The 21,012-nt window shown below is 65.1% G+C and carries 24 protein-coding genes; 17 read left to right on the top strand and 7 right to left on the bottom strand.

Going from position 1 to position 21,012, the window contains the following annotated elements:
- Positions 1 to 247: 247 nt before the first annotated feature.
- The 12 genes from ACFC4D_RS09065 to ACFC4D_RS09120 all read left to right on the top strand — a co-directional run bounded on the left by ACFC4D_RS09065 (position 248) and on the right by ACFC4D_RS09120 (position 8,694).
- Positions 248 to 634, top strand: coding sequence for a hypothetical protein (locus tag ACFC4D_RS09065; RefSeq protein ID WP_376062316.1), 387 nt, complete (start codon positions 248 to 250; stop codon positions 632 to 634).
- A 232-nt stretch (positions 635 to 866) separates the two neighbouring features.
- The gene (locus ACFC4D_RS09070; RefSeq protein WP_376062317.1) at positions 867 to 1,361 is read left to right on the top strand and encodes a DUF6879 family protein; all 495 of its coding nucleotides are present in this window, start codon (positions 867 to 869) and stop codon (positions 1,359 to 1,361) included.
- A gap of 29 nt (positions 1,362 to 1,390) precedes the next feature.
- The gene (locus ACFC4D_RS09075) at positions 1,391 to 2,209 is read left to right on the top strand and encodes a helix-turn-helix domain-containing protein (protein ID WP_376062318.1); all 819 of its coding nucleotides are present in this window, start codon (positions 1,391 to 1,393) and stop codon (positions 2,207 to 2,209) included.
- Between the two features lie 149 nt (positions 2,210 to 2,358).
- On the top strand, positions 2,359 to 2,592 hold the full coding sequence (gene secG, locus ACFC4D_RS09080) for a preprotein translocase subunit SecG (protein WP_067564549.1): 234 nt from the start codon (positions 2,359 to 2,361) through the stop codon (positions 2,590 to 2,592).
- 79 nt (positions 2,593 to 2,671) lie between these two features.
- Positions 2,672 to 3,358 carry a DUF1361 domain-containing protein gene (locus ACFC4D_RS09085; protein WP_375953310.1) on the top strand — a complete coding sequence of 229 codons (687 nt, stop codon included), beginning with the start codon at positions 2,672 to 2,674 and terminating at the stop codon, positions 3,356 to 3,358.
- Positions 3,359 to 3,481: 123 nt separating this feature from the next.
- The gene (locus ACFC4D_RS09090) at positions 3,482 to 4,207 is read left to right on the top strand and encodes a response regulator transcription factor (protein WP_364632618.1); all 726 of its coding nucleotides are present in this window, start codon (positions 3,482 to 3,484) and stop codon (positions 4,205 to 4,207) included.
- Positions 4,207 to 4,995 (top strand): sensor histidine kinase, encoded by a 789-nt coding sequence (locus tag ACFC4D_RS09095; protein WP_376062319.1) that lies wholly within the window; start codon positions 4,207 to 4,209, stop codon positions 4,993 to 4,995. The genes ACFC4D_RS09090 and ACFC4D_RS09095 overlap by 1 nt, the downstream gene beginning before the upstream one ends.
- Before the next feature lie 148 nt (positions 4,996 to 5,143).
- Positions 5,144 to 5,653: a diaminobutyrate acetyltransferase gene (gene ectA, locus ACFC4D_RS09100; RefSeq protein WP_376062709.1), complete on the top strand. Its 510-nt coding sequence runs from the start codon at positions 5,144 to 5,146 to the stop codon at positions 5,651 to 5,653.
- Positions 5,653 to 6,924 carry a diaminobutyrate--2-oxoglutarate transaminase gene (gene ectB / locus ACFC4D_RS09105; protein ID WP_376062710.1) on the top strand — a complete coding sequence of 424 codons (1,272 nt, stop codon included), beginning with the start codon at positions 5,653 to 5,655 and terminating at the stop codon, positions 6,922 to 6,924. The genes ectA and ectB overlap by 1 nt, the downstream gene beginning before the upstream one ends.
- A gap of 1 nt (position 6,925) precedes the next feature.
- Entirely contained in the window at positions 6,926 to 7,315 is a 390-nt protein-coding gene (locus ACFC4D_RS09110) for an ectoine synthase (RefSeq protein ID WP_376062320.1), read from the top strand.
- A 23-nt stretch (positions 7,316 to 7,338) separates the two neighbouring features.
- The gene (gene thpD / locus ACFC4D_RS09115; RefSeq protein ID WP_376062321.1) at positions 7,339 to 8,217 is read left to right on the top strand and encodes an ectoine hydroxylase; all 879 of its coding nucleotides are present in this window, start codon (positions 7,339 to 7,341) and stop codon (positions 8,215 to 8,217) included.
- A gap of 96 nt (positions 8,218 to 8,313) precedes the next feature.
- The gene (locus ACFC4D_RS09120) at positions 8,314 to 8,694 is read left to right on the top strand and encodes a hypothetical protein (RefSeq protein ID WP_375953303.1); all 381 of its coding nucleotides are present in this window, start codon (positions 8,314 to 8,316) and stop codon (positions 8,692 to 8,694) included.
- Positions 8,695 to 8,794: 100 nt separating this feature from the next.
- Here the strand turns inward: ACFC4D_RS09120 and ACFC4D_RS09125 are convergent, their stop codons facing one another.
- The 4 genes from ACFC4D_RS09125 to ACFC4D_RS09140 all read right to left on the bottom strand — a co-directional run bounded on the left by ACFC4D_RS09125 (position 8,795) and on the right by ACFC4D_RS09140 (position 13,105).
- Positions 8,795 to 9,292: a hypothetical protein gene (locus tag ACFC4D_RS09125; RefSeq protein ID WP_376062322.1), complete on the bottom strand. Its 498-nt coding sequence runs from the start codon at positions 9,290 to 9,292 to the stop codon at positions 8,795 to 8,797.
- 95 nt (positions 9,293 to 9,387) lie between these two features.
- Positions 9,388 to 10,995, bottom strand: a complete 1,608-nt coding sequence (fadD8, locus tag ACFC4D_RS09130) for a fatty-acid--CoA ligase FadD8 (protein ID WP_376062323.1) — start codon at positions 10,993 to 10,995, stop codon at positions 9,388 to 9,390.
- Between the two features lie 23 nt (positions 10,996 to 11,018).
- Complete coding sequence (locus tag ACFC4D_RS09135) at positions 11,019 to 12,212, bottom strand: beta-ketoacyl synthase N-terminal-like domain-containing protein (RefSeq protein WP_376062324.1); 1,194 nt, start codon at positions 12,210 to 12,212, stop codon at positions 11,019 to 11,021.
- A 44-nt stretch (positions 12,213 to 12,256) separates the two neighbouring features.
- Positions 12,257 to 13,105: an SDR family NAD(P)-dependent oxidoreductase gene (locus ACFC4D_RS09140; RefSeq protein ID WP_376062325.1), complete on the bottom strand. Its 849-nt coding sequence runs from the start codon at positions 13,103 to 13,105 to the stop codon at positions 12,257 to 12,259.
- 54 nt (positions 13,106 to 13,159) lie between these two features.
- Here ACFC4D_RS09140 and ACFC4D_RS09145 point away from each other — a divergent pair, with 54 nt between their 5' ends.
- Positions 13,160 to 14,143 (top strand): alpha/beta fold hydrolase, encoded by a 984-nt coding sequence (locus tag ACFC4D_RS09145; protein ID WP_376062326.1) that lies wholly within the window; start codon positions 13,160 to 13,162, stop codon positions 14,141 to 14,143.
- 141 nt (positions 14,144 to 14,284) lie between these two features.
- Positions 14,285 to 14,833, top strand: coding sequence for a hypothetical protein (locus ACFC4D_RS09150; protein WP_376062327.1), 549 nt, complete (start codon positions 14,285 to 14,287; stop codon positions 14,831 to 14,833).
- 42 nt (positions 14,834 to 14,875) lie between these two features.
- Here ACFC4D_RS09150 and ACFC4D_RS09155 read toward each other — a convergent pair whose 3' ends face one another.
- Positions 14,876 to 15,556, bottom strand: a complete 681-nt coding sequence (locus ACFC4D_RS09155) for a methyltransferase domain-containing protein (RefSeq protein WP_376062328.1) — start codon at positions 15,554 to 15,556, stop codon at positions 14,876 to 14,878.
- 64 nt (positions 15,557 to 15,620) lie between these two features.
- Here ACFC4D_RS09155 and ACFC4D_RS09160 point away from each other — a divergent pair, with 64 nt between their 5' ends.
- On the top strand, positions 15,621 to 16,523 hold the full coding sequence (locus ACFC4D_RS09160; protein WP_376062329.1) for a helix-turn-helix transcriptional regulator: 903 nt from the start codon (positions 15,621 to 15,623) through the stop codon (positions 16,521 to 16,523).
- A gap of 1 nt (position 16,524) precedes the next feature.
- Here ACFC4D_RS09160 and ACFC4D_RS09165 read toward each other — a convergent pair whose 3' ends face one another.
- Together ACFC4D_RS09165 and ACFC4D_RS09170 are read right to left on the bottom strand one after the other, a co-directional pair.
- Positions 16,525 to 17,670 (bottom strand): FG-GAP repeat domain-containing protein, encoded by a 1,146-nt coding sequence (locus tag ACFC4D_RS09165; protein WP_376062330.1) that lies wholly within the window; start codon positions 17,668 to 17,670, stop codon positions 16,525 to 16,527.
- A gap of 154 nt (positions 17,671 to 17,824) precedes the next feature.
- Positions 17,825 to 18,985, bottom strand: a complete 1,161-nt coding sequence (locus ACFC4D_RS09170; RefSeq protein WP_376062331.1) for an alpha-hydroxy-acid oxidizing protein — start codon at positions 18,983 to 18,985, stop codon at positions 17,825 to 17,827.
- 125 nt (positions 18,986 to 19,110) lie between these two features.
- Between ACFC4D_RS09170 and ACFC4D_RS09175 the strand changes: the two genes are divergently transcribed.
- Both ACFC4D_RS09175 and ACFC4D_RS09180 read left to right on the top strand, forming a co-directional pair.
- Positions 19,111 to 20,121, top strand: a complete 1,011-nt coding sequence (locus ACFC4D_RS09175) for an Lrp/AsnC family transcriptional regulator (RefSeq protein WP_376062332.1) — start codon at positions 19,111 to 19,113, stop codon at positions 20,119 to 20,121.
- Between the two features lie 211 nt (positions 20,122 to 20,332).
- Complete coding sequence (locus ACFC4D_RS09180) at positions 20,333 to 20,992, top strand: RraA family protein (RefSeq protein WP_375953281.1); 660 nt, start codon at positions 20,333 to 20,335, stop codon at positions 20,990 to 20,992.
- The last annotated feature ends 20 nt before the right edge of the window (positions 20,993 to 21,012 follow it).

Consider the following 21,012-nt stretch of genomic DNA (forward strand, 5'->3'; position numbering starts at 1 on the left):
CCCCCGAGTAGGTGTGATCCTCGGTTGGCCACCATACAAGATCGAAAACAGGCGTGGGTCACAATCGTGGAGTCCATGGCGATGCCGAGCGGGTCGTGCGAGATCGCCCTCGGCTATGCAGAGCCTCCGAAATCGGTTGACGCTGCGGGGCGGACGCGCTGCCATTGGATCTGCCGCACTGTCTCGCAGGAACTTTCGTGGATCTGCGACAGGCGCAAGCAATTCATCACCCGTGAGAGAAGCCCCGATGAAAAAGTTCATCATCGCAGTTGCCGCCGGTTCGGCTGTCCTGGCAGTCGCACTGACAGCGTGCTCGTCCGATGCCGATGTCGCCGCGGACAATATTTCGAAGAAGGCCGACAACTTCGAGATCAATCGCCGAATCGTCTTCTACAACGGCATCACCGACAAGTACATGCTGCTGATCGAAGGCTTCTGCTCCATCAACCCGGACAACCGCAAGATCACAGTGACCTGCAAGGTCGGCTCGGACGAGTACAAGAAGCACTACCTCGGCCTCAGCGACAACGTGACATACGTGGTCGAGCAGATCGACAGCGCGAACGTCTCTCCCGACCACTACATCGTCAACTTCAAGCCGGAATCCCTGCTGCCGAACGTGGAGCGCCGGTGAAGCATTTCGCCGAGCACTTGACGGAGTGCGGTCTCACCGCGATCCCGCTCTTGTCACCCGTCTGACGGGCAGAAATCTGACATTCCGTGCCGGTCCGGCGACCGCCACGATGTCGACGACGCTGAGACACTGGAGCAACTGACGTTGGCCATTGATGAGGCCGCGATCGAGGTTCCGAAGTCGGAGAGGACTTTCTACGGTGCAACGAGTCCACGGACAGTCCGGTGAGCTGTTGCACGACTGCCAGTTCGACGCGTTCCATCTCGAAGTGCGTGATACATATGCGGTTCCGTCCGAATCGGAGGAACTGCGTCGCTTCCTGAACGGTGAGCCGCCGACCGTCGACTACTCGTCGCGTCCGTGGGTCGAGGCTATCCGTGACACCACCGCACGTGGTGTCACGGTGCGGCGGGTGCGGGTCCTGTCTGTACCGCACTCGGACTACCAACGCTGGCTGCTGTCGATCACCGGTGGAAATGTCGACGCGGGGGAGGACATCCGTTATCTGCCAAGACATCTCGCCGATAAGGTACCGGCCGACGACTGGTGGATCTACGACGATGCGCGGGTGGCGTTCAATCTCGTCGACGGTGGTGGCAAGCCGGACGGGATGGCGTTGACCAGCGATCCGGCCATCGTCGACCATTGCCGAGCTGTCAGAGATCGACTGTGGCAGCAGGCGATTCCCTTCGCCGACTACGTCACTGGCACGCACGCACGCCCGTGACACCGGCAAGTCGTGACGCTCAGGAGGCATTGGGGCAGCGTCTGAGGGAAGTTCGTCGGCGGGCGGGGCTGACCGGACGTCGGCTGGCGGCACTGGCGGGCTGGCATGAGTCCAAGGTTTCCAAGCTCGAGTACGGAAAGCTTCGCCCGTCTGATGCGGACGTACGCGCCTACTGTGAATTCTCCGGCGCGACCGATGAGCGCGACGATCTACTCGCGACCCTGCACAACATCGATGCCGCCTACATGGAGACGAGACGACTGCTCAGCAGCGGCACCGGTCGTCGCCAGGATGAGTTGGTCCGTCTTGCGGAACGAACCCTCCTGACTCGCATCTACCAGAACATACTGATTCCCGGGATACTGCAGACGCCCGACTACGCCCGCGCTGTGCTGTGGAGATCGATTGAGCGCCACCGAATTCCGGACGACCTCGATGCCGGTGTGATGAAGCGGATCGAACGACAGCGGTTCCTCTACCGTGGCGAGCGCCGGTTCCACATTCTGATCGCCGAGCAGACGCTGCTCACGACAGTCGGCGATAGCGATGTGATGATCGGGCAGTTGGATCGTCTGCTCGTGGCGATGGGTCTCGCGCGCGTGACCCTCGGCGTGATTCCGGCGATGGCGGTGCTGCCTCAGCAGACGACGAACTTCGTGATGTTCGATGACCGCATCGTGACCGTCGAAACCGTCACGGCCGAGCTGTCGGTGAGACAACCGCGCGAGGTATCCGTGTACGGGCAGACCTTCGATATGTTGAGCGCTCTTGCGGTTGCCGGTGACGAAGCTCGTCGGCTGATTCTGGACGCTGTCGAGCGTCATCGCGTGTCTCGGGGCGCGACGTAGCGCCGGAGTCGACGCCGGTGTGACGATCGGCACGAAATGCGGGCAGGCAATCGTGTTCGGAACACTGTGTCGAGGGCGCGCCGCACCGGCGTGTCCCGCACCCGGGGGGTTGGTAATCGTCCCCCTGACGACCGCCTATACTCGCTGAAATGCGGATGTTCCTCGATATCCTCCTGATCATCACCAGCGTGCTGCTGGTGCTGCTGGTGCTGTTGCACCGCGCCAAGGGCGGAGGTTTGTCGAGCCTGTTCGGTGGTGGCGTGCAGTCGAGCCTTTCCGGGTCGACGGTTGTGGAGAAGAACCTTGATCGGATCACCATCTTTCTCGGGGTGATCTGGTTGATCTCGATTCTGGGAATCGGGCTCGAGATCAAGTTCAGCTAGTTCGGTCAGCGCAAAACGCCCGGGTCTCGCTTTCAGCGACGCCCGGGCGACTTGTGCTGTCTACGTGCATCATGGATCCATGGACGTGGTGAACGCGGTCACACCGAGTCTGGCGGGGCTGTTGCGGCGGGATCTGTTGTGGATGACGTGGAACTCGGTATTGGCTTGGGTGCCTGTTGCGCTGGCGCTGCTGGTGTTTCGGTCGAACCCGCAGGTGGGGAAGAGATTGCCGGTATCGCCGGTGTGGTGGGCGGGGGTCGTGCTGCTCATGCTGTTCCTGCCCAACGCGCCCTACGTGGTGACCGATCTGGTGCATTTGCGCGATGACATCAAGGCCATCGGCAATGGGCCGGTGGTGAGTACGGTGCTGCCGGTGTACGGCGTTTTCATCGTCTCCGGATTCGTCGCGTACTACCTGGTTCTCGCCGAGCTACGCGCTTTCCTGGAGCGTTCCGGGCTGGCGTTCTGGCGCGTGCCCGTCATTCTCACCATCCATTTCCTTTGCGCCATAGGCGTTTTCCTGGGCCGCTGGGTGCGGCTGAACAGCTGGGAACCCATGGTCGAGCCCCGGGGCGCGTTCGAGCGCATGGTGCTGGCGCTGACCTGGGAGTGGGCTCCCATCCTGATCGCCGCGGTCTTCGTGGCGACCGCGCTGGGGCATTTCGTCACCCGCGCCGTGGTCGAGGCGAGCGTGGCCAGCGCCCGCCGCGGTGTCCGGGTGGTGCGCGCGGTCCGGCTGACGCCTCCGAGCGCTGACCAGGTCTGAATCGCTCGCCTGTTTGGGTTCCGCACATCCGGGTAATCGCGGGGGTGTTCGTGCGCGCCCGCTCGGGCGCGCGTTGGAGAGGATGCGGTTCGCCGCATTCGCGCGCAGGTGAGGGATGTGGGTATGGGTGCGAACCTGATGATCGTGGAGGACGACGACCGGGTTCGCGGGGCGCTGCGACTCGCCATGGAGGACGAGGGCTACGACGTCGCCGAAGCCGAAGCTGCGGAGACCGCGCTCGAGCATCTGCGCGATCACGGCGTGCCCGATGTCATGATCGTGGACCTCATGCTCGGCGAGATGGACGGTTTCACCTGTATCCGTGAGGTGCGCCGGGACCATGATGTGCCGATCATCGTGGTGAGCGCCCGCGATGACACCCACGATGTGGTGGCGGCACTGGAGGCGGGCGCGGACGATTTCGTCACCAAACCCTTCGAGATCAAGGAGATCACCGCCCGCATGCGGGCACTGCGCCGCCGCGCGCGATTGGCGAACGCCCAGGACGAACCCGCGCCGGAACAGCCGGAGGAATTGGTGCTGGACGCGGATCCCGATGCCCCGCTGATGCTTTCGCCCGACGGCGGCACGGTGCGACGCGGCGATGAGGAATTGCACCTGACCATCACCGAATTCCGAGTGCTGTGTGAACTGGCCGCCAGCCCCGGCCGTGTGCTCAGTCGCACGGCATTGCTCGAACGCATCTGGGACCGTGGCTTTTTCGGCGATGAGCGCATTGTCGACGTGCATGTGCGCCGACTACGCACCAAGATCGAGCACGATCCCTCGGATCCGCAACTCGTGGTCACCGTGCGCGGTCTGGGCTACCGGCTCGACACCCAGCGGTGATGCTCACCCTGCTGGTTGGGGCGATCGCGGCCATTCTCGGTGTGGCGGTGGGAGTCTGGGTGACGCGGCGACGGCTGTCGACCACCGTCGAAGAGTTCAATACCATGGTCGATTCGCTACAGCGTCGCGTCGATCGGGAACGGCGACTGGTCGGTGATGTCAGCCATGAACTACGCACTCCGCTGACCACGTTGATCACCAGTGTCGGTGTGCTGAACCGACATTCGGGCGAGTTGCCCGAACGATCGCGCCGCGCCCTCGAATTCGTCAGCGTCGAACTCGAACATCTGCGCCACATTCTCGACGATATGCTCGAACTGGCCAGGGTCGAGGCCGGAGTGCATCGCGGCGATACCGAACCACTGTGTGCCGCAGAACTTCTCACCCATATGCTGGCCGACCGCGGCTACGCCCCGGATCTGCTGACCGCGCGCGAGGAGATCATCATCTCGGGCCGGAAACTGGAGTTGGAGCGCGCGATCGGCAATCTGCTCGACAATGCCGACCGGCACGGCGGTGGTGTGGTTGCCGTGACCGCCGTGCGCGCGGGCGCGGAGGTGGTGATCACCGTCGATGACGCCGGTCCCGGTGTCCCCGTTGCCGAACGTGAACGTATCTTCGAACGCTTCGCCACCGTGCGCAATGCCCGCCGCGCCGCCAGCGGCACGGGCATCGGCTTGGCACTCGTCGCGGAAACCGTTGCGGCCCATCGTGGTCGGGTGGAGTGTGACGAAACTCCCAGTGGCGGTGCGCGATTCACCATCAGATTGCCGAGTGCCACTCGATGACACCGGATCGTCACACGATCGTAACGAAGCGACAAGAAGACCTCAAAGTTCGTTCGGCAATCTGAATTGGGTCATGCAAACCCAATTCATGAAATTCGACGCCCTAGTTCAGCAAATCACTCCGGAACCCCCTACCGCGCTGATTCCCCTGCACTCGGTACGCGGCGAGAATGCGGCGCTCCTTCGAACTCCTACCCTGGAAGACGGAGCCCGATTGTGGCAGATCGCCGCGAATTCGGGAGTGCTCGACACCAATTCGAGTTACGCCTATCTGCTGTGGTGCCGTGATTTCGCGGCCACTTCGGCGGTCGTCGAAATCGACGGTGAAGTGGGCGGATTCGTCATCGGCTATGTCCGCCCGGAACAACCCGGCACCTTCTTCGTCTGGCAGGTCGCGGTGGAGCGCAAACACCGCGGTCACGGCCTCGGTGTGGCCATGCTCGACTTCCTGCTGGAGAACCTGTCCCAGCACGGTGTCGAGGAGTTGGAAACCACCATCTCGCCCGATAACACCGCGTCACGGGCCATGTTCGCCTCACTCGCCGTGCGGCGCGACTGCCGGCTCAGCCACCGCGCGCTCTTCGATCCCAGCCATTTCCCCGACGGCCACGAACCCGAGCATCTGTTCCGCATAACCCCTCACCAGGAGGTTGGATGATGACTACCCTCGATATGAACATTTTCGACGAAATCGAATCGAATGTGCGTGGTTACTGCCGTGCCTGGCCGACGGTTTTCGACACCGCGTCGGGCTCCTGGCTGCGTGATGAGGACGGCCGGGACTACCTGGATTTCTTCGCCGGTGCCGGTGCGCTCAATTACGGGCACAACAATCCGGTGCTCAAGCAGGCGCTGGTGGATTATGTGATGCGCGACGGCATTACGCACGGACTGGATATGTCGACCGTCGCCAAACGGCGATTGCTGGAGACGATTCAGACCACACTGCTGGAACCGCGTGACCTCGATTACAAAGTGCAGTTCCCCGGGCCGACCGGAGCGAACGCGGTCGAGGCCGCATTGAAACTGGCGCGCAAGGTCACCGGGCGCACCACGATTCTGAACTTCACCAACGCTTTTCACGGTATGACGCTGGGCGCGCTGGCCGTCACGGGCAACGCCGCCAAGCGGGCCGGTGCGGGTGTGCCGCTGCTGCACGCCACCCCGATGCCGTTCGACGGTTATCTGCCCGAGGGCGGGGATGATCCGTTCGTGTGGATGGAGACCATCCTCGATGACGCGTCCTCGGGCGTGGACAAGCCCGCCGCTGTGATCGTGGAAACCGTGCAGGGCGAGGGCGGCGTGAATATCGCCAGCGTGGAATGGCTGCGCAGTCTGGCCCAATTGTGTGCCGACCGTGAGATTCTGCTCATCGTCGACGATGTGCAGATGGGTTGCGGTCGCACCGGGCCGTTCTTCTCCTTCGAGGCCGCGGACATCACCCCCGATATCGTCACACTGTCGAAATCCATTGGTGGCTACGGACTCCCGATGGCATTGGTGCTCATGAAGCCCGAGCTCGATCAGTGGGCTCCGGGCGAGCACAATGGCACCTTCCGAGGAAACAATCCGGCCTTCGTGACCGCGCAGGTGGCGCTGGAGCACTACTGGTCCGACACCCTGCTCAGCACCGGGACGCTCGCCAAAGGCGAACTGGTGCACCGCAATCTGAGCCAGCTGACCGGATCGTTCCAGGGCCTGTCGACCCGCGGGCGCGGTCTGGTGCACGGCCTGGTCTTCGATGAACCGTCCCAGGCGGGCAAGGTATGCCAGGCGGCGTTCGAGCGCGGACTGCTCACGGAGACCTCCGGCGCGTCCGATGAGGTGGTGAAACTGCTTCCGCCGCTGACGATCACGAGTGCGGAACTGGAGCACGGTCTGGGCATTCTCGCCGAATCGGTGGGCGTGGTCTGCGAAGGAGCGCACTGACATGATCGTTCGTACCACCTCGGAGATCACCGGCACCGATCGTGATGTGGCCGAAGCGGGTTGGCGCAGCAAGCGCATCGTGCTCGGCGGTGACGGTGTGGGTTTCTCGTTCCACGAGACCACCATCGAAGCCGGGACCGAGCACGAATTCCACTACCGCAATCATGTGGAGGCGGTGTGGCTCGTCGAAGGCGACGGAACCCTGGAAGATCTCGACAACGGCGTCACCTACGACCTGGGTCCGGGCTCGATGTACCTGCTCAACGGCCATGAGAAGCATCGGCTGCGCACCCGCACCAGGATGCGCATGCTGTGCGTGTTCAATCCGCCGGTCACCGGCAAGGAAGTGCATGACGAGTATGGTGTCTACCCGCTCGTCGCCGTCGACTAGCCGAAGATGGGAGTTCGCAAGGAATGTCGTCGCACGCGTTGATCGATCGATACCCCACCCGCACCGCCGGACCGGCACCGCATCTGGAGCGCATCGATCCCACCGTCTGGGGTGAGATCGGGACTCCGGCGCTGTCGAATTTCGAGTCGGATGGCTTCGCGATCCTCGATGATCTGCTCGAGCGGGAGGAGGTCGCCGATGTGGCGGCCGAGCTCGGGCGCATGACCCGCGATCCCGAACTCATGCTCGACGAGCGTGTCGTCATCGAGAAGGGTTCGAATCGGGTCCGCTCCATTTTCGAGGTGCACAAGCTCAGTGCCGTTATCTCGAATCTGGTGCGGGAGAGCCGAATCGCCGGTTTGGCGCGGCAGGTGCTCGGCTCGGAGGTCTATATCCATCAGAGCCGCATCAACTACATGCCCGGCCTGCGCGGTGCGGGGTTCTACTGGCACTCCGACTTCGAGACCTGGCATGCCGAAGACGGAATGCCCGCGCCCCGCGCGGTGAGCCTGTCCATCGCGCTCACCGACAATTATCCGTTCAACGGCAGTCTGATGGTAATGCCCGGCTCGCACCGGACGTTCGTGCCCTGCCAGGGTGAGACCCCCGACGCCAACTACCGGAACTCCTTGCGGGAGCAGGAGATCGGCGTCCCATCGGAAGCCGACATCACCGAACTGGCCAATAAACACGGCATCGCCCAGTTCACCGGCCGCGCGGGTTCGGCCCTGCTGTTCGATTCGAACATCATGCACGGCTCCTCCAACAACATCACCCCATTCCCGCGCTCCAACCTGTTCATTGTCTTCAACAGCGTCGAAAACACCCTCACCGCACCGTTCGCGGCTCCCGCGCCCCGCCCGACCCATATCGGAAACCGCGACTTCCGTCCGATCGCGTAGGTTCCCAGATTTGGGGCACATGACCGATGCAGCCGGGAGTGCTTGACCGGCAACATGGTTCGGGTCCAATAGCGCAACTAGAGGAGTCGGTATTCGATGCGAAATCTTCGGAACGCCCTGCCCGTCACCATCGCCCTGGCCGCCGCCGGCCTCGCCCTGGCCGCCCCACAGGCGTCAGCCGAGATCGGTTCCCAGGTCATCATCGCGGGCGGTGGCCTCAGCAACGGCTACGGCACCGGCTGCACCTACGCGGTAACCGCGAACAGCACCTCCACCGCGGGCATGGACTTCTACGACAACGGCGTCTGGTTCGCCGCCACCCAGGGCAGCCCCACCCCGAAGACCCACGTAGCCAACTGGACCCCCGCCACCCCCGGCACCCACGTCCTCCAGATCGTCCAGAACGGCGACACCAAATCCATCCCCCTCACCGTAGGCACCGGCCTCAACGGCGGCAGCTCCTGCCTCGTGATCTAGCTACCGCCACACCGCTTTTCGCTACATTGCCCGCTGATCGACCGGATCGGCGGGCAATTCGATTACCGGGTCGATGACCACTGCGATACCTGGCCGCGGATCAGTTGGGAACGACGCATATCGTGCGCCGGATTCGGTCGTACGTGATGGGGCTGGCGCACAGCTTCCCGTCCACGACACCTTCGAATACCTGCGTGATGCGTTCGCTCCCGGGTTGATGAGCGGCACAATCGACGCGGCGCGGGTCGCGGTTGTCGGAGAAGTCCCAGCAGCTGTCCACCGGCATGTTGTAGGTGAAGCAGTACAGCGTGAGCCGATAACCCTCATCGGTTCGATGCAGGTACTGAAGGGTCGCCTCGGGACCACAGGTTCGGTCCTGGGTATCCGGTGTCAGGTCGACCCGTTCGATGAGCTTGTATCGCGCTGCCGTCGAATCGCAGGCGGCGGGTCCCGCCGTATCGGGGTTCTTCTCCCGGTATGCGCAGCCGCCGTCTTGCAACCCCTCGAATAGGTTGGGATACGCCTGCGCCATACCTGACCCGGACAGAACCACGATCATCGCCGCCGCGAAAGATCCGGCGACGCCTGCTGACTTCATCTTCGACTCCTTGAAAACCGCTGGCACAGTGCGCATTACAAAATGCCCCGCCGACCATACCTGGATGGCCGGCGGGGCATTGCGGATGGCGCGAATCAGGCCAGGCCGAGGCGTTCGGCGGCGAGGATGCGGATGTTTTTCTTGTCGGGCTTGCCGAGGCCGGTGAGGGGGAGTTCCTCGATGATGATGACGTGCTTGGGGACCTGGACGGAGCCCTTGCGCTGTTTCACGGCGGCCTGGATTTCTGCGGTGACCGTTTCGATCGCGGCGGGGTCGGCGGCGGTGGCCGGGTCGAGGACGATTACGGCGGTGACGGCTTCGCCGTAGTAGGCGTCGGGGACGCCGACGACTGCCACGTTGAGGACCTTGGGGTGTTCGGAGACAACGTCTTCGACTTCGCGGGGGAAGACGTTGAAGCCGCCGGTGACGACCATGTCCTTGCTGCGGCCGACGATGAAGAGGAAGCCGTCCTCGTCTTGGCGGGCCAGGTCGCCGGTGTGCAGCCAGCCGTTGGTGAAGGTTTCGGCGGTGACCTCGGGGAGATTGAGGTAGCCGCCGGCCAGCAGTGGGCCGGAGACGCAGATTTCGCCTACTTCGCCCTGGGGGACCTGGTTGCCTTCCTTGTCCAGCAACGCGACTCGGATGGCGGTGGAGGGGCGGCCGCAGGAGGTGAGGCGTTCCTTGTCGTGCTCCTCCTTGCCGAGGTAGCTGATCGCCATGGGGGCCTCGGACTGGCCGAAGTACTGGGCGAAGATCGGGCCGAAGCGATCGATGGCTTCCTGCAACCGATTCGGGTCGATGGCGGCAGCGCCGTAGTAGACCGTCTCCAGCGAGGACAGGTCGCGGGTCTTGGAATCGGGGTGATCCAGCAGCGCGTAGAGCATGGACGGCACCAGCATGGTGGCGCTGATCTTGTGCTCCTCGATGGCCTTGAGCACCTCACCGGGCTCGAAGCGCGGCACGACCACGCACTGCCCGCCGAGCAGCACCACGGGCAGGAAGAACGCCGCACCCGCATGCGAAAGAGGCGTGCAGATAAGGAATTTCGGCCGCGTCGGCCATTCCCACTCCGACAGCTGAATCTGCGTCATGGTGGCCATGGCCTGCGCGGTGCCGATGACACCCTTGGGCTTACCGGTGGTCCCACCGGTGTACGCGATGGAGATGACATCATCGGGCAGCAGTTCCACGGCCTCGACCGGCCGCGGCTCGTACTTGTCCGCTGCCGCAAGCAGATCCACGCCCACATCGGCGAGCTCCTCGGGCACGGGCCCGAGCGTCAGCACCCGATTCAGCCCCTCGACGCGGTCCACCAGCTCCCGCGCACGCTTCACGAACGCGGGCACCGGATCCAGGATCAGCGTCGTAATCCCCGCGTCGGCAAGCACATACGCGTGATCGTCGAGCCCGCCGATGGGATGCAGCGCGGTGCGCCGCTGTCCCACGATCTGACCCGCGCCGATGGTGAACAGCACCTCGGGCCGGTTCAATGCCAGCACGCCGATGGGCGTTCCGGTGCCGACGCCGTACTCCTCGAACGCCGCGATATACCGGCTCACGGCGTCCAGAACCTCACCGCCGGTGAGGATATGGTCACCGAGCGTGAGCACCGGCCGGTTCTTGTGCCGCCGCAGCCCCGCCACCAGGGCGTGCCCATTGTGCACCGGCAGCCGCAGCAGGGTGTCGGGATCGATTGCAGTCATAGGGATCTCACTCCGTCCGGGAATCAGAGGGTGTTGGCGGCGTACAGGGTGACAACCACCGCGCCGCCCAGGCCGAGGTTGTGTGCGAGCGCGGTGCGCGCACCCGGCACCTGCCGGTCGCCCGCGAGTCCGCGCAGATGCCAGGACAATTCGGTGGCCTGCGCCAGGCCGGTCGCGCCGAGCGGATGCCCCTTGGAGATCAGCCCGCCCGACGGATTCACCACCCAGGTACCGCCGTAGGTGGTCGCGCCGGATTCGATCAACGCGCCGGACTCGCCCTCACCGCACAGTCCGAGCGCCTCATAGGTGATGAGCTCGTTGATGGTGAAGCAGTCGTGCAGCTCGATCACATCGACATCATTCACGCCGATTCCCGCGGTGGCGAACACCTTCGAGGCCGCCGCGCGGGTCATGGGCGCACCCACCACATCGATCATGGACCCGGTCGAGAACGAGGTCCCGTCATCGGTGGCGAGCTCCTGCGCCAGGATCTCGATGGCCTGCGCCTCGAGGCCGTGCGCCCGCACGTACTCCTCGCTGACCACCACCGCGGCCGCCGCGCCATCGGACATGGGCGAACACTGCGAACGCGTCAGCGGCCCGTGCACCGGCTTATCGGTGAGCACCTGCTCCAGGGTGTACGCATCCTGGAACTGCGCCAGCGGATTCCGCGTCGAATGCTCATGATTCTTGACCGCGACCGCCGCCAACTGCTCGGGCGTGGTGCCGTACTGCTTCATATGCTCGATGGCGGCATTGCCGAAGAACTGCGTGGTGATCGGCGCCTGGCTGAATTCGTACTGCCCGCGCATCACGCCCAGGTGGTGATCGACGGTGGTGGCCTTGGGCCGGGTCGCCGGACCCGCCATGGCCTCCTTGGTCATCTGTTCGAACCCGACGGCCAGGGCAACATCGACGATCCCGCTGCCGACCCATTCGCGCGCCAGCATCAGCGCGGTGGATCCGGTGGCGCAGTTGTTGTTCACGTTCACCACCGGAATCCCGGTCAGCCCCACGTCGTACAGCGCGCGCTGACCGGCGGCGGACGGCTGGAACACATAGCCGACGGCGGCGCGCTGCACCTGGTCATAGCTGACACCCGCATCGCCGAGTGCCCCGCGCACGGCCTCACCGACCATTTCGGGGTAGGTCCACTCGCGGGACCCGATCTTGACGAACGGGGTCATGTTGACACCGACGACGAAAACGCGACGCATAACTTGCTGTACTCCTCTTGTCCGGGAACGTTTTTCGGGGGTGACTAGTCCGCGCGCGGTACGCGGCCGTCGATATCGGTGAAGCCGTACGCCTCGGCGAGATCGGCGACCTTCCAGGCTTTCCCGCCGCGCGCCTTGCGATTCGGATCCGCGGCCAATGCAGCGACGGCGCGACCTGGGAAGCGCGGCGATTCGGCGTCATTGAGATCGAAGCTGCCCTCACCGGGCAGCGTGACGATGCGATTGCCATCGGCATCGGCCGGAACCATTTGCAGCAGTTCGGTATCCACGATGCCCGGCCACAGCGAGACTGCCGTCGCCCCGGTATCGGCGAGATCGTGCGCCAGATCGACGGTGAGCCGATCCAGCGCGGTCTTGCCGGCGCCGTAGACGGCATTGTGCATGTACCGCACCGCGCCCGGCGAGGACACGTTCACGATCAACCCGCCGGATTCGATCAGCAGCGGTGCGGCGAAAACGCTTGCCACATAGTGCGATCGCACCCCGATATCGAAGGTCTCATCCCACGCCTTGGCGGGCACCTCCCAGAATTTGCGGCCCAGCCAGCGCGCGGCGGCGGGGGAGTTGTAGACATTGTTCACCAGCACGTCCAGGCGGCCCTGCTCATCGCGCACCTGCGCGAACAGCTTCTCCACCGCCCCGTCGTCCTTGTGATCGCAGACCACCGGCACACCGACGCCGCCGAGCGCGTCGATCTCGGCGGCGGTGCCCGCCACCGTGCCGGGCAGATGTCCGGGCACGGTGGTGCGCCCGGTGACGTAGACGGTCGCACCGGCCGCGCCCAGCTCCAGGGCGATGCCCTTGCCGATGCCACGGCTGGCTCCGGTCACCACGGCGACCGTTCCGGCGAGAATCTTGGGTATTTCGCTCACGACCTCTGGACACTACCTTGAAATAAGAACGTGTTCTAGAAATTGGAGGCGGTAGTGGAGCTGACGCATCGGACGGTGGATACCGGGGAGATCCGTATGCACGTGGCGGAGCAGGGACAGGGGTATCCGGTCATCTTCTGCCACGGGTTCCCGCACACCTGGTTCATGTGGCACAACCAGCTGGAAGCGGTGGCCGCGGCCGGGTATCGCGCGATCGCGCCGGACCTGCGCGGGTACGGGCGCACCGACGCGCCCGCCGGGCTGGAGTCGTACACCAATGCGGCCGTCATCGGTGATCTGCTCTTCCTGCTCGACGATATCGGCGCGGACAAGGCCGTCTTCGTCGGTCTGGACTTCGGCGCGCAACTGGTGTGGGAGCTGTCGCTGCGCGCGCCCGAACGGGTCGCGGCGGTGGCGGTGCTGAACAATCCGTTCAGCCCGCGCCCGCACCGCGCGCCCTCGGCCTTCTGGACCCGGGCGGCCGAGAAGCACTTCCTGCACCTGTCGTACTTCCAGACCCCCGGTATCGCCGATGCCGAACTGGCGGCCGATACGCGCGGCTTCCTGGCCCGGGTCTACTACTCGCTCAGCGGCGAGTACCACTACCTGGACACCTGGAAGAACCCGCCCGGCCTCGGCTATCTGGATGTGCTGCCCGAGGCCCCGCCGCTGCCCTGGTCGTGGCTCTCGCAGGAGGAATTCGACACGCTCGTAGCCGATTTCGAGCGCACCGGATTCACCGGCGGCCTGAACTGGTACCGCAATCTGGACCGCAACTGGGAACTCACCGAGGCGTTCGCGGACGCCAAGGTCTCGGTGCCCGCCTTCTTCCTGTACGGCGAGAAGGATCCGGATATGGAGGGCTTCAGCGGTCGCGATCCGCTGGCGACCATGCGCGCGGGGGTGCCCGATCTGCGCACGGTGATCGAGGTGCCCGCCGCGGGCCATCTGGTCCAGCTGGAGCGACCGGACGCGGTGAACGCTTTCCTGGTCGACACCCTGCAGGCGCTCGGCCTGCCCGCGACCGTCACCTCATAGCGTCGGCAGGTGGCCCGCCCGTGCGCGGGCGGGCCACCTGTTCGCGATCGACCGCGAAATCCGTCCTGTGCCAAGAGAAATCAGCCGCGTCGCGCCCCGATATCGGCCCCCGGCCCGGCGATTCTTCTATCGTCTCCAGGTATGGACAGCACTGCGCTGCGCAAGGAAATCGATCGCCGCCTCGAACCGTGGTCCGCACAACTGGGTCCCGATCGAGTCGCCTACACCAACCACGTCCTGCGAGTCATCTCGCTCAGCGACCTGATCGCGAAGGGGCCGGGACCCGCGCCGAGCGATCGCCCGGAGTTCCTGGCGGCGGGCGTATTCCACGATCTCGGTATCTGGACCGCGGGCACCTTCGACTACCTCGCGCCCTCGGAGGAACTCGCCGGACACTGGCTCGAGGGCAACGGCCAGAGCGAGTTGACACCGCTGGTCACCCGGATGATCGACCAGCACCACAAACTCCGCTCCGCGGGTGATGCCGATGATCCGGTGGAGATCTTCCGCCGCGCCGACGCCATCGATGTGGAAATGGCGGTGCTGGGCCGCTTCGGCGTCTCCCGGTCCGCCTACCGCGCGCTGACCGAGGAATTCCCGGATGCCGGATTCCATCGCCGCCTGCTGCAACTCGGCGCGGAACGCCTTCGCACGCATCCGTTTTCCCCGCTGCCCGTGCTCAAGTGGTGAACCACTCACCGCCGATGAGCCGCTACGACGCCACGTCGCGGATCAGGCCGGACGAGTCGCGCGGAAATAGGTGACGCGGCTGACGTGCGGGTAGACCCGGGAATCGACCTCCTCGCAGTCGAATCCGGCCTTGCGGAGCAGGCTGGGAATTCCGTCGCCCAGGTTGGCCGCCACATGCGGGTTCTTCAGCATGCGCCGGGCGCTGAATCCATCGGCGGCGGTGAGGTTTCCACCGATATCGACCAAATGCAGCTGCCCGCCCGGGCGCAGTACACGGAACACCTCTGCGGCGGTGGCCTCCTTCACCTCGGGGTCGAGGTGATGCAGCATGAAGGCCGACAGCACATGGTCGAAGCCGCCATCCGGGAACGGGAGCGCCTGGCCGTAGGCGCGTTCATAGCGAAGTCCATTGCGGCCTTTGCTTTTACGCTCGGCGCGCGCCAGCGCCAGCGGATCCGGATCGGTGCCGACGATCTCCGCGCCGGGCTGGGCGTTCTTGGCGGCGATGGTGAGATTTCCGGTGCCGCAGCCGATTTCGAGGACGCGATCGCCGGGCGTGAGACTCGCCTGCCGCAGTAGTGCGCTGTGCACCCTGCCGGCGCCGAGCGCTCGGGTCAGCAGGTCGTAGAACGGCAGCATGCTGTCCCGGCCCGCGGCGGGAAGGTAGTCGTGCTGATTGCCCATGGCCTGCGAGAGAGGAGTATTTTTCGTCATGCCATCCATGTTGTCTGGCCGGACGCCACGGTAATTGGGTGATTCTCGGCAGAACTAGGATTATCTTTGGTTCATGTCCCAGCGCATGCACCCCACCCGATATCAGGCGGGTGTGCCGGTGTACCGCTACGCCGCCGATCCGGACGCCCCGCCGCTGTCGGTCATGCGCTTCACCGGCGATATGCGACCCGCGCACGGCATCCCGCACATTCACGACTTTCCGGTACTGATGTACATCGACGCCGGACCCGGCGACGGCGATCCGGACTTCCGAACCGGTGATCTCTACGTCGTCGCACCGGGCGCGGTCATCGATGCGGCCGGTATGCGGATGGAGAGCGCCGTCGGCGTCCTCTTCGACCCCGCCGCGCTCGGTGACGACACCCGCGCGCCCTGGCCCGCCTGGCGTGCGCATCCGCTGCTGTTCCCGTTCCTGCACGGCATGTCCACCGGGCTGCTCCGGCTGCGGGTGCCGCCGGAGCGACAACCGTCGTGGGAGTACACGCTGGCCGCGATCGAGGAGGAACTCGCCGCGCGCCGCACGGGTTTCCGGCAGGCCGCCGCGGCGCACCTGACCCTGCTGCTGGTCGATGTCGCCCGCCTGGCCGTCGATGTGGTCGGCGATCTGCGCCGCAGCAATGAGACCCTGCTGGCCGAGGTGTTCGATGTGATCGAACGGCGCTTCGCCGAACAGATCTCACTGCGCGATGTGGCGAAATCGGTGGGTATGACGCCCGCCTACCTGACCACGCTGGTGCGCCGCCGGACCGGACGTACGGTGCAGGACTGGCTCATCGAGCGCCGCATGACCGAAGCGCGCCGACTGCTCGCCGAATCAGATCTGCCCATCAACGATATCGCCAGGCGGGTAGGCGTTTTCGATCCCGGCTACTTCACCCGCAGATTCCGCCGCGAACACGGAATGACCCCGCGAGCCTGGCGTGATCGCCAGGAACCCGCGAGGTCATTCGGCTGAATCAGGAGTTATTGCCCAGGAAGGACACCGCGTTGGCCGCACCCGCGACCGCGATATCGGGTTTGCCGTCGCGATTGAAATCGGCGAGCACCGGCGTCTGCGGCTGCCCGGTCACCGGATAGCTGTTGGCGGTGGTGAGCGTACCGTCACCATTTCCGTTGAATACCACGATCTTCGAACTCAATACCGCCGACATCGCCGCGTCGAGGGTGCCATTGTGATCGAAATCCGCGACCGCGATACTGGTCGGGCCGAGGCCGGACAGATTCACCCGATTGGTCTTCTTGAAACCGCCCTGGCCATCGGAGATCAGCACGGTGGTGCTGAACGAGAACGAATCCGCGGTCACCACATCGTCGATGCCGTCACCGTTGAAATCACCGGCCCGGACATCCTCGGTGATCAATCCGCTGGTGCTGGCACCGCGGCGGGTGAACCCGCCATCGCCATTACCGGTGAACACCTCCACCTGTTGCAGCAGATCATTGTTCACGGCAATGTCGATCTTATTGTCGCTGTTGAACTTTCCGGTGGTGAACGCCGCCGCCGGTCCGGCGATGATCGCGGACGGACCCGACTTCAAGGTCCCGTCACCCTGCCCCAGCCAGGTCTGCACGCCGGTCGGAATCAGGCTCAGCACATCGGCTTTCCCGTCACCGTTGGCATCGGCGACGATGACCTCCTGCTGTGCGCCCTCCAGGGTGGTGTACTTCTTGCCCACCTTGAAGGTGCCGTCGCCATTATTGAGGAAAACCACGATCTGTGTCCACGCCTGTGCGACCACATCGGGCTTGCCATCGCCATTGAGATCGCCGGCCCCGATAGCGCCGTATCCGATACCCACCGAACCGACACGTTTTCCGGGCGAGAAAGTGCCATCGCCCTTGCCCGCCATGATAATCGGGCCGTCCCCTTGGAAATCGGCGGCGACGATATCGGGCACCCCGTCCCCGGTGAAATCCGCCCCCACCATTCCGATCGGCGACGGCCCCGGCCCCCAGGATGGAAACGACCCACCCGAGGGCGAGTCGACCGCCGCCGCGAATTGAATACTGCCCGCCGCCAAGGCCGTTCCCGGTAGTGCGAGAACAATGGCCGAGCTGACAGCGGAAAGGGAGAGGAAGGCGCGCAAAGTGCGAAGTTGCATAGGTGTTCCTGATTCGCAGTAGCACCACCGTGTGGTGGTGGCCACGGACTTTAGGACACCCGCAACCGGCATTCTCACGGCTTCAACACTTTTCGGCCGATTGCCGCACTCGCGCGCATTCCCTAGTGCACTCCACCAAGGACGCGCCCCCGCCTCACAGCACGCGGCGCAGCGCCTCCGGCGTCAGATCCGCGAGGGTCGGATAGCCGTCCACGGCCATGATGAGATCGGCCTCGGCGAGCAGTGTGCGCAGCACATGCACGATGCCGTCCGCACCGCCGAGCGCCAATCCGTAGGCGTACGGGCGGCCGATGCCGACCGCGGTCGCCCCGAGCGCGAGCGCCTTGATGATGTCCGCGCCCGATCGGATGCCGGAGTCGAACAGCACCGGCAGGCCCTCGGCCGCCGCCACCACATCCGGCAGCAGATCGATGGCCGGAATACCGCCATTGGCCTGCCGCCCACCGTGATTGGAGCAGTAGATGCCGTCCACCCCGCCATCGCGGGCACGCCGCGCGTCCTCGGGATGCGAAATGCCCTTCACGATCAGCGGCAGTTTGGTGAGCGACCGCAGCCACGGCAGATCGGCCCAGGTGAGCGGATTCCCGAAGACCTGGATCCAGCGCAGGATCGCCGTCTGCGGATCCTCGGCGGGCGATTTCGCCAGACTCTTCAGGAAGACCGGATCGCTGAAGTAGTTCGCCAGGCAGTGCCCGCGCAGCTGCGGGAAGTTACCGGTGGCCAGGTCGCGGGGCCGCCAGCCCGTCACCCAGGTGTCCAGGGTGACCACGATGCCCTTGTAACCAGCCTGTTCGGCGCGCTCCACCAGGCTGGCCGCGAGATCGCGATCGGTGGGGGTGTAGAGCTGGAAGAACCCGGGGGTGTCACCCAATTCGGCCGCGACATCCTCGAGCGGATCGACCATGAGCGTGGAGGCCACCATGGGCACCCCGGTGCGGGCGGCGGCGCGCGCGGTGGCCAGATCGCCGTGCCCGTCCCGGTCGCAGATGCCGATCACACCGATGGGAGCCATGAAAACCGGTGCGGGCAGCGTCATTCCGAACAGATCGACCGAGAGATCGCGCTGTGCCGCGCCGACGAACATGCGGGGGATAAGACCCCAGTGGTCGAAGGCGGTGACATTGGCGCGCTGGGTGCGCTCATTGCCCGCGCCGCCGGCGACATAGGACCACACCGACGGCGGCATGGCGGCCTGTGCGCGGGCCTCGAGCTCATCGAAGCTCACCGGGAACGCGGGCACCACGCCGCGCAGGCCGTTGAAGTAGATCTCGTTCTGATAGTCACCGAATGCCATGCCGCAGTCTCCAGCTCTCTCCGCATTGAGGGTCGTATCGATTGTGCGAGACTGAGCGATGCGGGCGGGTATTTCGCAGGATGTCGCCAGGAAGACGGGTTCGAATGCAGGATGATGCCAGACGCTTGAGCGAGGAAGACCTCGCGCTCATTCACGCCCTGCAACTGCGCCCGCGTGCCTCCTGGACCGAACTCGGGGGAGTGCTGGGCGTCGATCCGGTCACCGTGGCGCGGCGCTGGCAGCGGCTGGGCGAGCGCGGCGAAGCCTGGGTGTGCATGTCACCGGGTCCGTCGCTCTACGATCACGTCTGCGCCGCGTACGTCGATATCGATTGCGCCGCAGGGGAAACCGCGACCGTGGTGGCCGCGCTCGCCCGGCATCCGCATATGCTCACCCTCGAGCGCGCCGGTGGCAGCAATCGCATCTTCGCCACCGTCGCGACCCGGGATTTCGACCAGATGGCCCGCTACACCCTGGACCTGCTCCCGGCCGTCCCGCATATCGCCGCCATTCGCACGCAGATCGTCACACACTGGTTCGCCGAGGGCGGCAGCTGGCGCATCGACGCCCTCGCCCCGGATCAGCGGCAGCGCCTGCGCACACCCGCCATCGCGGCCACCCGCGCGCACGACCGCCGCATCACCGAGGTCGACCGCGCCATGATGGGACAGCTCTCGCTCGACGGCCGGGCCTCGCACCGCGCGGTCGCCGCGGCCCTTGGCACCAGCGGGGCCACCGTGAAGCGGCGCATCGATGAACTCACCCGGCTCGGCATGCTGAAGTTCCGCTGCGATTTCGCGCGCCCGCTGGGCGGCTGGCCGGTGGCGGTCACCTATCGGGCGACCGCGCCCACCGCCGCGCTGCCCGAGATCGGATACGCCCTGATCCGGCTACCGCAGACCCGCAATTGCGCGGCCGTGAGCGGTACCCACAATCTCATTCTGCAGGCCGGATTGCACTCGGTCGCCGAGGTGACGCGTTTCGAAAACCAGCTCACCACCGCACATCCCGGCCTGGTCGTCGCCGAACGCACTGTGACGCTGCGGCATGAGAAACTGCTCGGCCGAATTCTGGACTCGCACGGCCGATCCCGCGATATCGTGCCGCCCGATATCTGGGCCGACACCACTCGGTAGTTCGCGTTCGGATAATCCGCCGCACAGGTGCTCACGCCGATCACGATCATCTCCGCGACGGCGTTGGAACTGGTCAGTGTGCGAAACGCGAGTAGCGCACAGCTCGAACCCACTCGCACTCGCATCCGATTCCCGCGACACACCTAATTGCCCGGGCGCTGGTCGGTAGGGTCGAAGGATCCACCAGCATTCGACTCGAAAGGCGTCGCTCATGCTCGCCGACCGATATGCCGCCGCATTCCAATCCGTCGATACGACCGCACTCTGTGACGCCGACAAGTCATTACGGGTGATGGACAGTGCGATTCGACCGCGTTCGGCGGGTATCGGAATCCTGGGACCCGCCTTCACCGTTCGCTGTCAGGACGACTTCTTCGGAGCATTGCGTGCCATCGAGGCGGCCGCGCCCGGCGATGTGGTCATCGTCGACGGCGGCAGTAGCGAAATCGCGCTCGCGGGTGAGCTTTTCGCGCGCGGTGCGCTGGTGCGCGGGCTCGGCGGCATCATCGTCGACGGCGGGTACCGGGATATCGGCTATGTCCGCGAATGCGAACTGCCCATCTACAGCCGCTTCATCACGCCCATGTCCGGTTCCACCACCGAACTCGGTGAACTCCAGGTGCGGGTCACCTGCGGCGGCGTGCCGGTGAGTCCCGGCGATATGGTGCTCGCCGATCAGGAGGGCATCGTGGTGGTCGAACCGGCCGCGCTCGACGGACTGCTGGCCGCCGCGGCGGCGGTGAAACAGGCCGAATCCCGTGTCATCGCGAAACTCGACGCCGGTGCGACCCTGAGCGATTGCCTCAATATCGCCGCGCATACCGAGGCGCTGGAGAACGAGGCCGAATCCGCGCTGACCTTCCTTGTCTGATCGGCCCGCCTACCGGGTCA

The organism is Nocardia sp. NPDC056000 (genome assembly GCF_042269265.1).
GTDB lineage: Bacteria > Actinomycetota > Actinomycetes > Mycobacteriales > Mycobacteriaceae > Nocardia.

Excerpts from the sequence above, each read along its gene's own strand:
- ACFC4D_RS09065 (WP_376062316.1), top strand. The coding sequence starts at position 248 with ATGAAAAAGTTCATCATCGCAGTTGCCGCCGGTTCGGCTGTCCTGGCA.
- secG (WP_067564549.1), top strand. The coding sequence starts at position 2,359 with ATGCGGATGTTCCTCGATATCCTCCTGATCATCACCAGCGTGCTGCTG.
- ACFC4D_RS09085 (WP_375953310.1), top strand. The coding sequence starts at position 2,672 with ATGGACGTGGTGAACGCGGTCACACCGAGTCTGGCGGGGCTGTTGCGG.
- ACFC4D_RS09090 (WP_364632618.1), top strand. The coding sequence starts at position 3,482 with ATGGGTGCGAACCTGATGATCGTGGAGGACGACGACCGGGTTCGCGGG.
- ACFC4D_RS09095 (WP_376062319.1), top strand. The coding sequence starts at position 4,207 with ATGCTCACCCTGCTGGTTGGGGCGATCGCGGCCATTCTCGGTGTGGCG.
- ectB (WP_376062710.1), top strand. The coding sequence starts at position 5,653 with ATGACTACCCTCGATATGAACATTTTCGACGAAATCGAATCGAATGTG.
- ACFC4D_RS09110 (WP_376062320.1), top strand. The coding sequence starts at position 6,926 with ATGATCGTTCGTACCACCTCGGAGATCACCGGCACCGATCGTGATGTG.
- thpD (WP_376062321.1), top strand. The coding sequence starts at position 7,339 with ATGTCGTCGCACGCGTTGATCGATCGATACCCCACCCGCACCGCCGGA.
- ACFC4D_RS09120 (WP_375953303.1), top strand. The coding sequence starts at position 8,314 with ATGCGAAATCTTCGGAACGCCCTGCCCGTCACCATCGCCCTGGCCGCC.
- ACFC4D_RS09125 (WP_376062322.1), bottom strand. The coding sequence starts at position 9,292 with ATGAAGTCAGCAGGCGTCGCCGGATCTTTCGCGGCGGCGATGATCGTG.
- fadD8 (WP_376062323.1), bottom strand. The coding sequence starts at position 10,995 with ATGACTGCAATCGATCCCGACACCCTGCTGCGGCTGCCGGTGCACAAT.
- ACFC4D_RS09135 (WP_376062324.1), bottom strand. The coding sequence starts at position 12,212 with ATGCGTCGCGTTTTCGTCGTCGGTGTCAACATGACCCCGTTCGTCAAG.
- ACFC4D_RS09150 (WP_376062327.1), top strand. The coding sequence starts at position 14,285 with ATGGACAGCACTGCGCTGCGCAAGGAAATCGATCGCCGCCTCGAACCG.
- ACFC4D_RS09155 (WP_376062328.1), bottom strand. The coding sequence starts at position 15,556 with ATGGATGGCATGACGAAAAATACTCCTCTCTCGCAGGCCATGGGCAAT.
- ACFC4D_RS09160 (WP_376062329.1), top strand. The coding sequence starts at position 15,621 with ATGTCCCAGCGCATGCACCCCACCCGATATCAGGCGGGTGTGCCGGTG.
- ACFC4D_RS09165 (WP_376062330.1), bottom strand. The coding sequence starts at position 17,670 with ATGCAACTTCGCACTTTGCGCGCCTTCCTCTCCCTTTCCGCTGTCAGC.
- ACFC4D_RS09170 (WP_376062331.1), bottom strand. The coding sequence starts at position 18,985 with ATGGCATTCGGTGACTATCAGAACGAGATCTACTTCAACGGCCTGCGC.
- ACFC4D_RS09180 (WP_375953281.1), top strand. The coding sequence starts at position 20,333 with ATGCTCGCCGACCGATATGCCGCCGCATTCCAATCCGTCGATACGACC.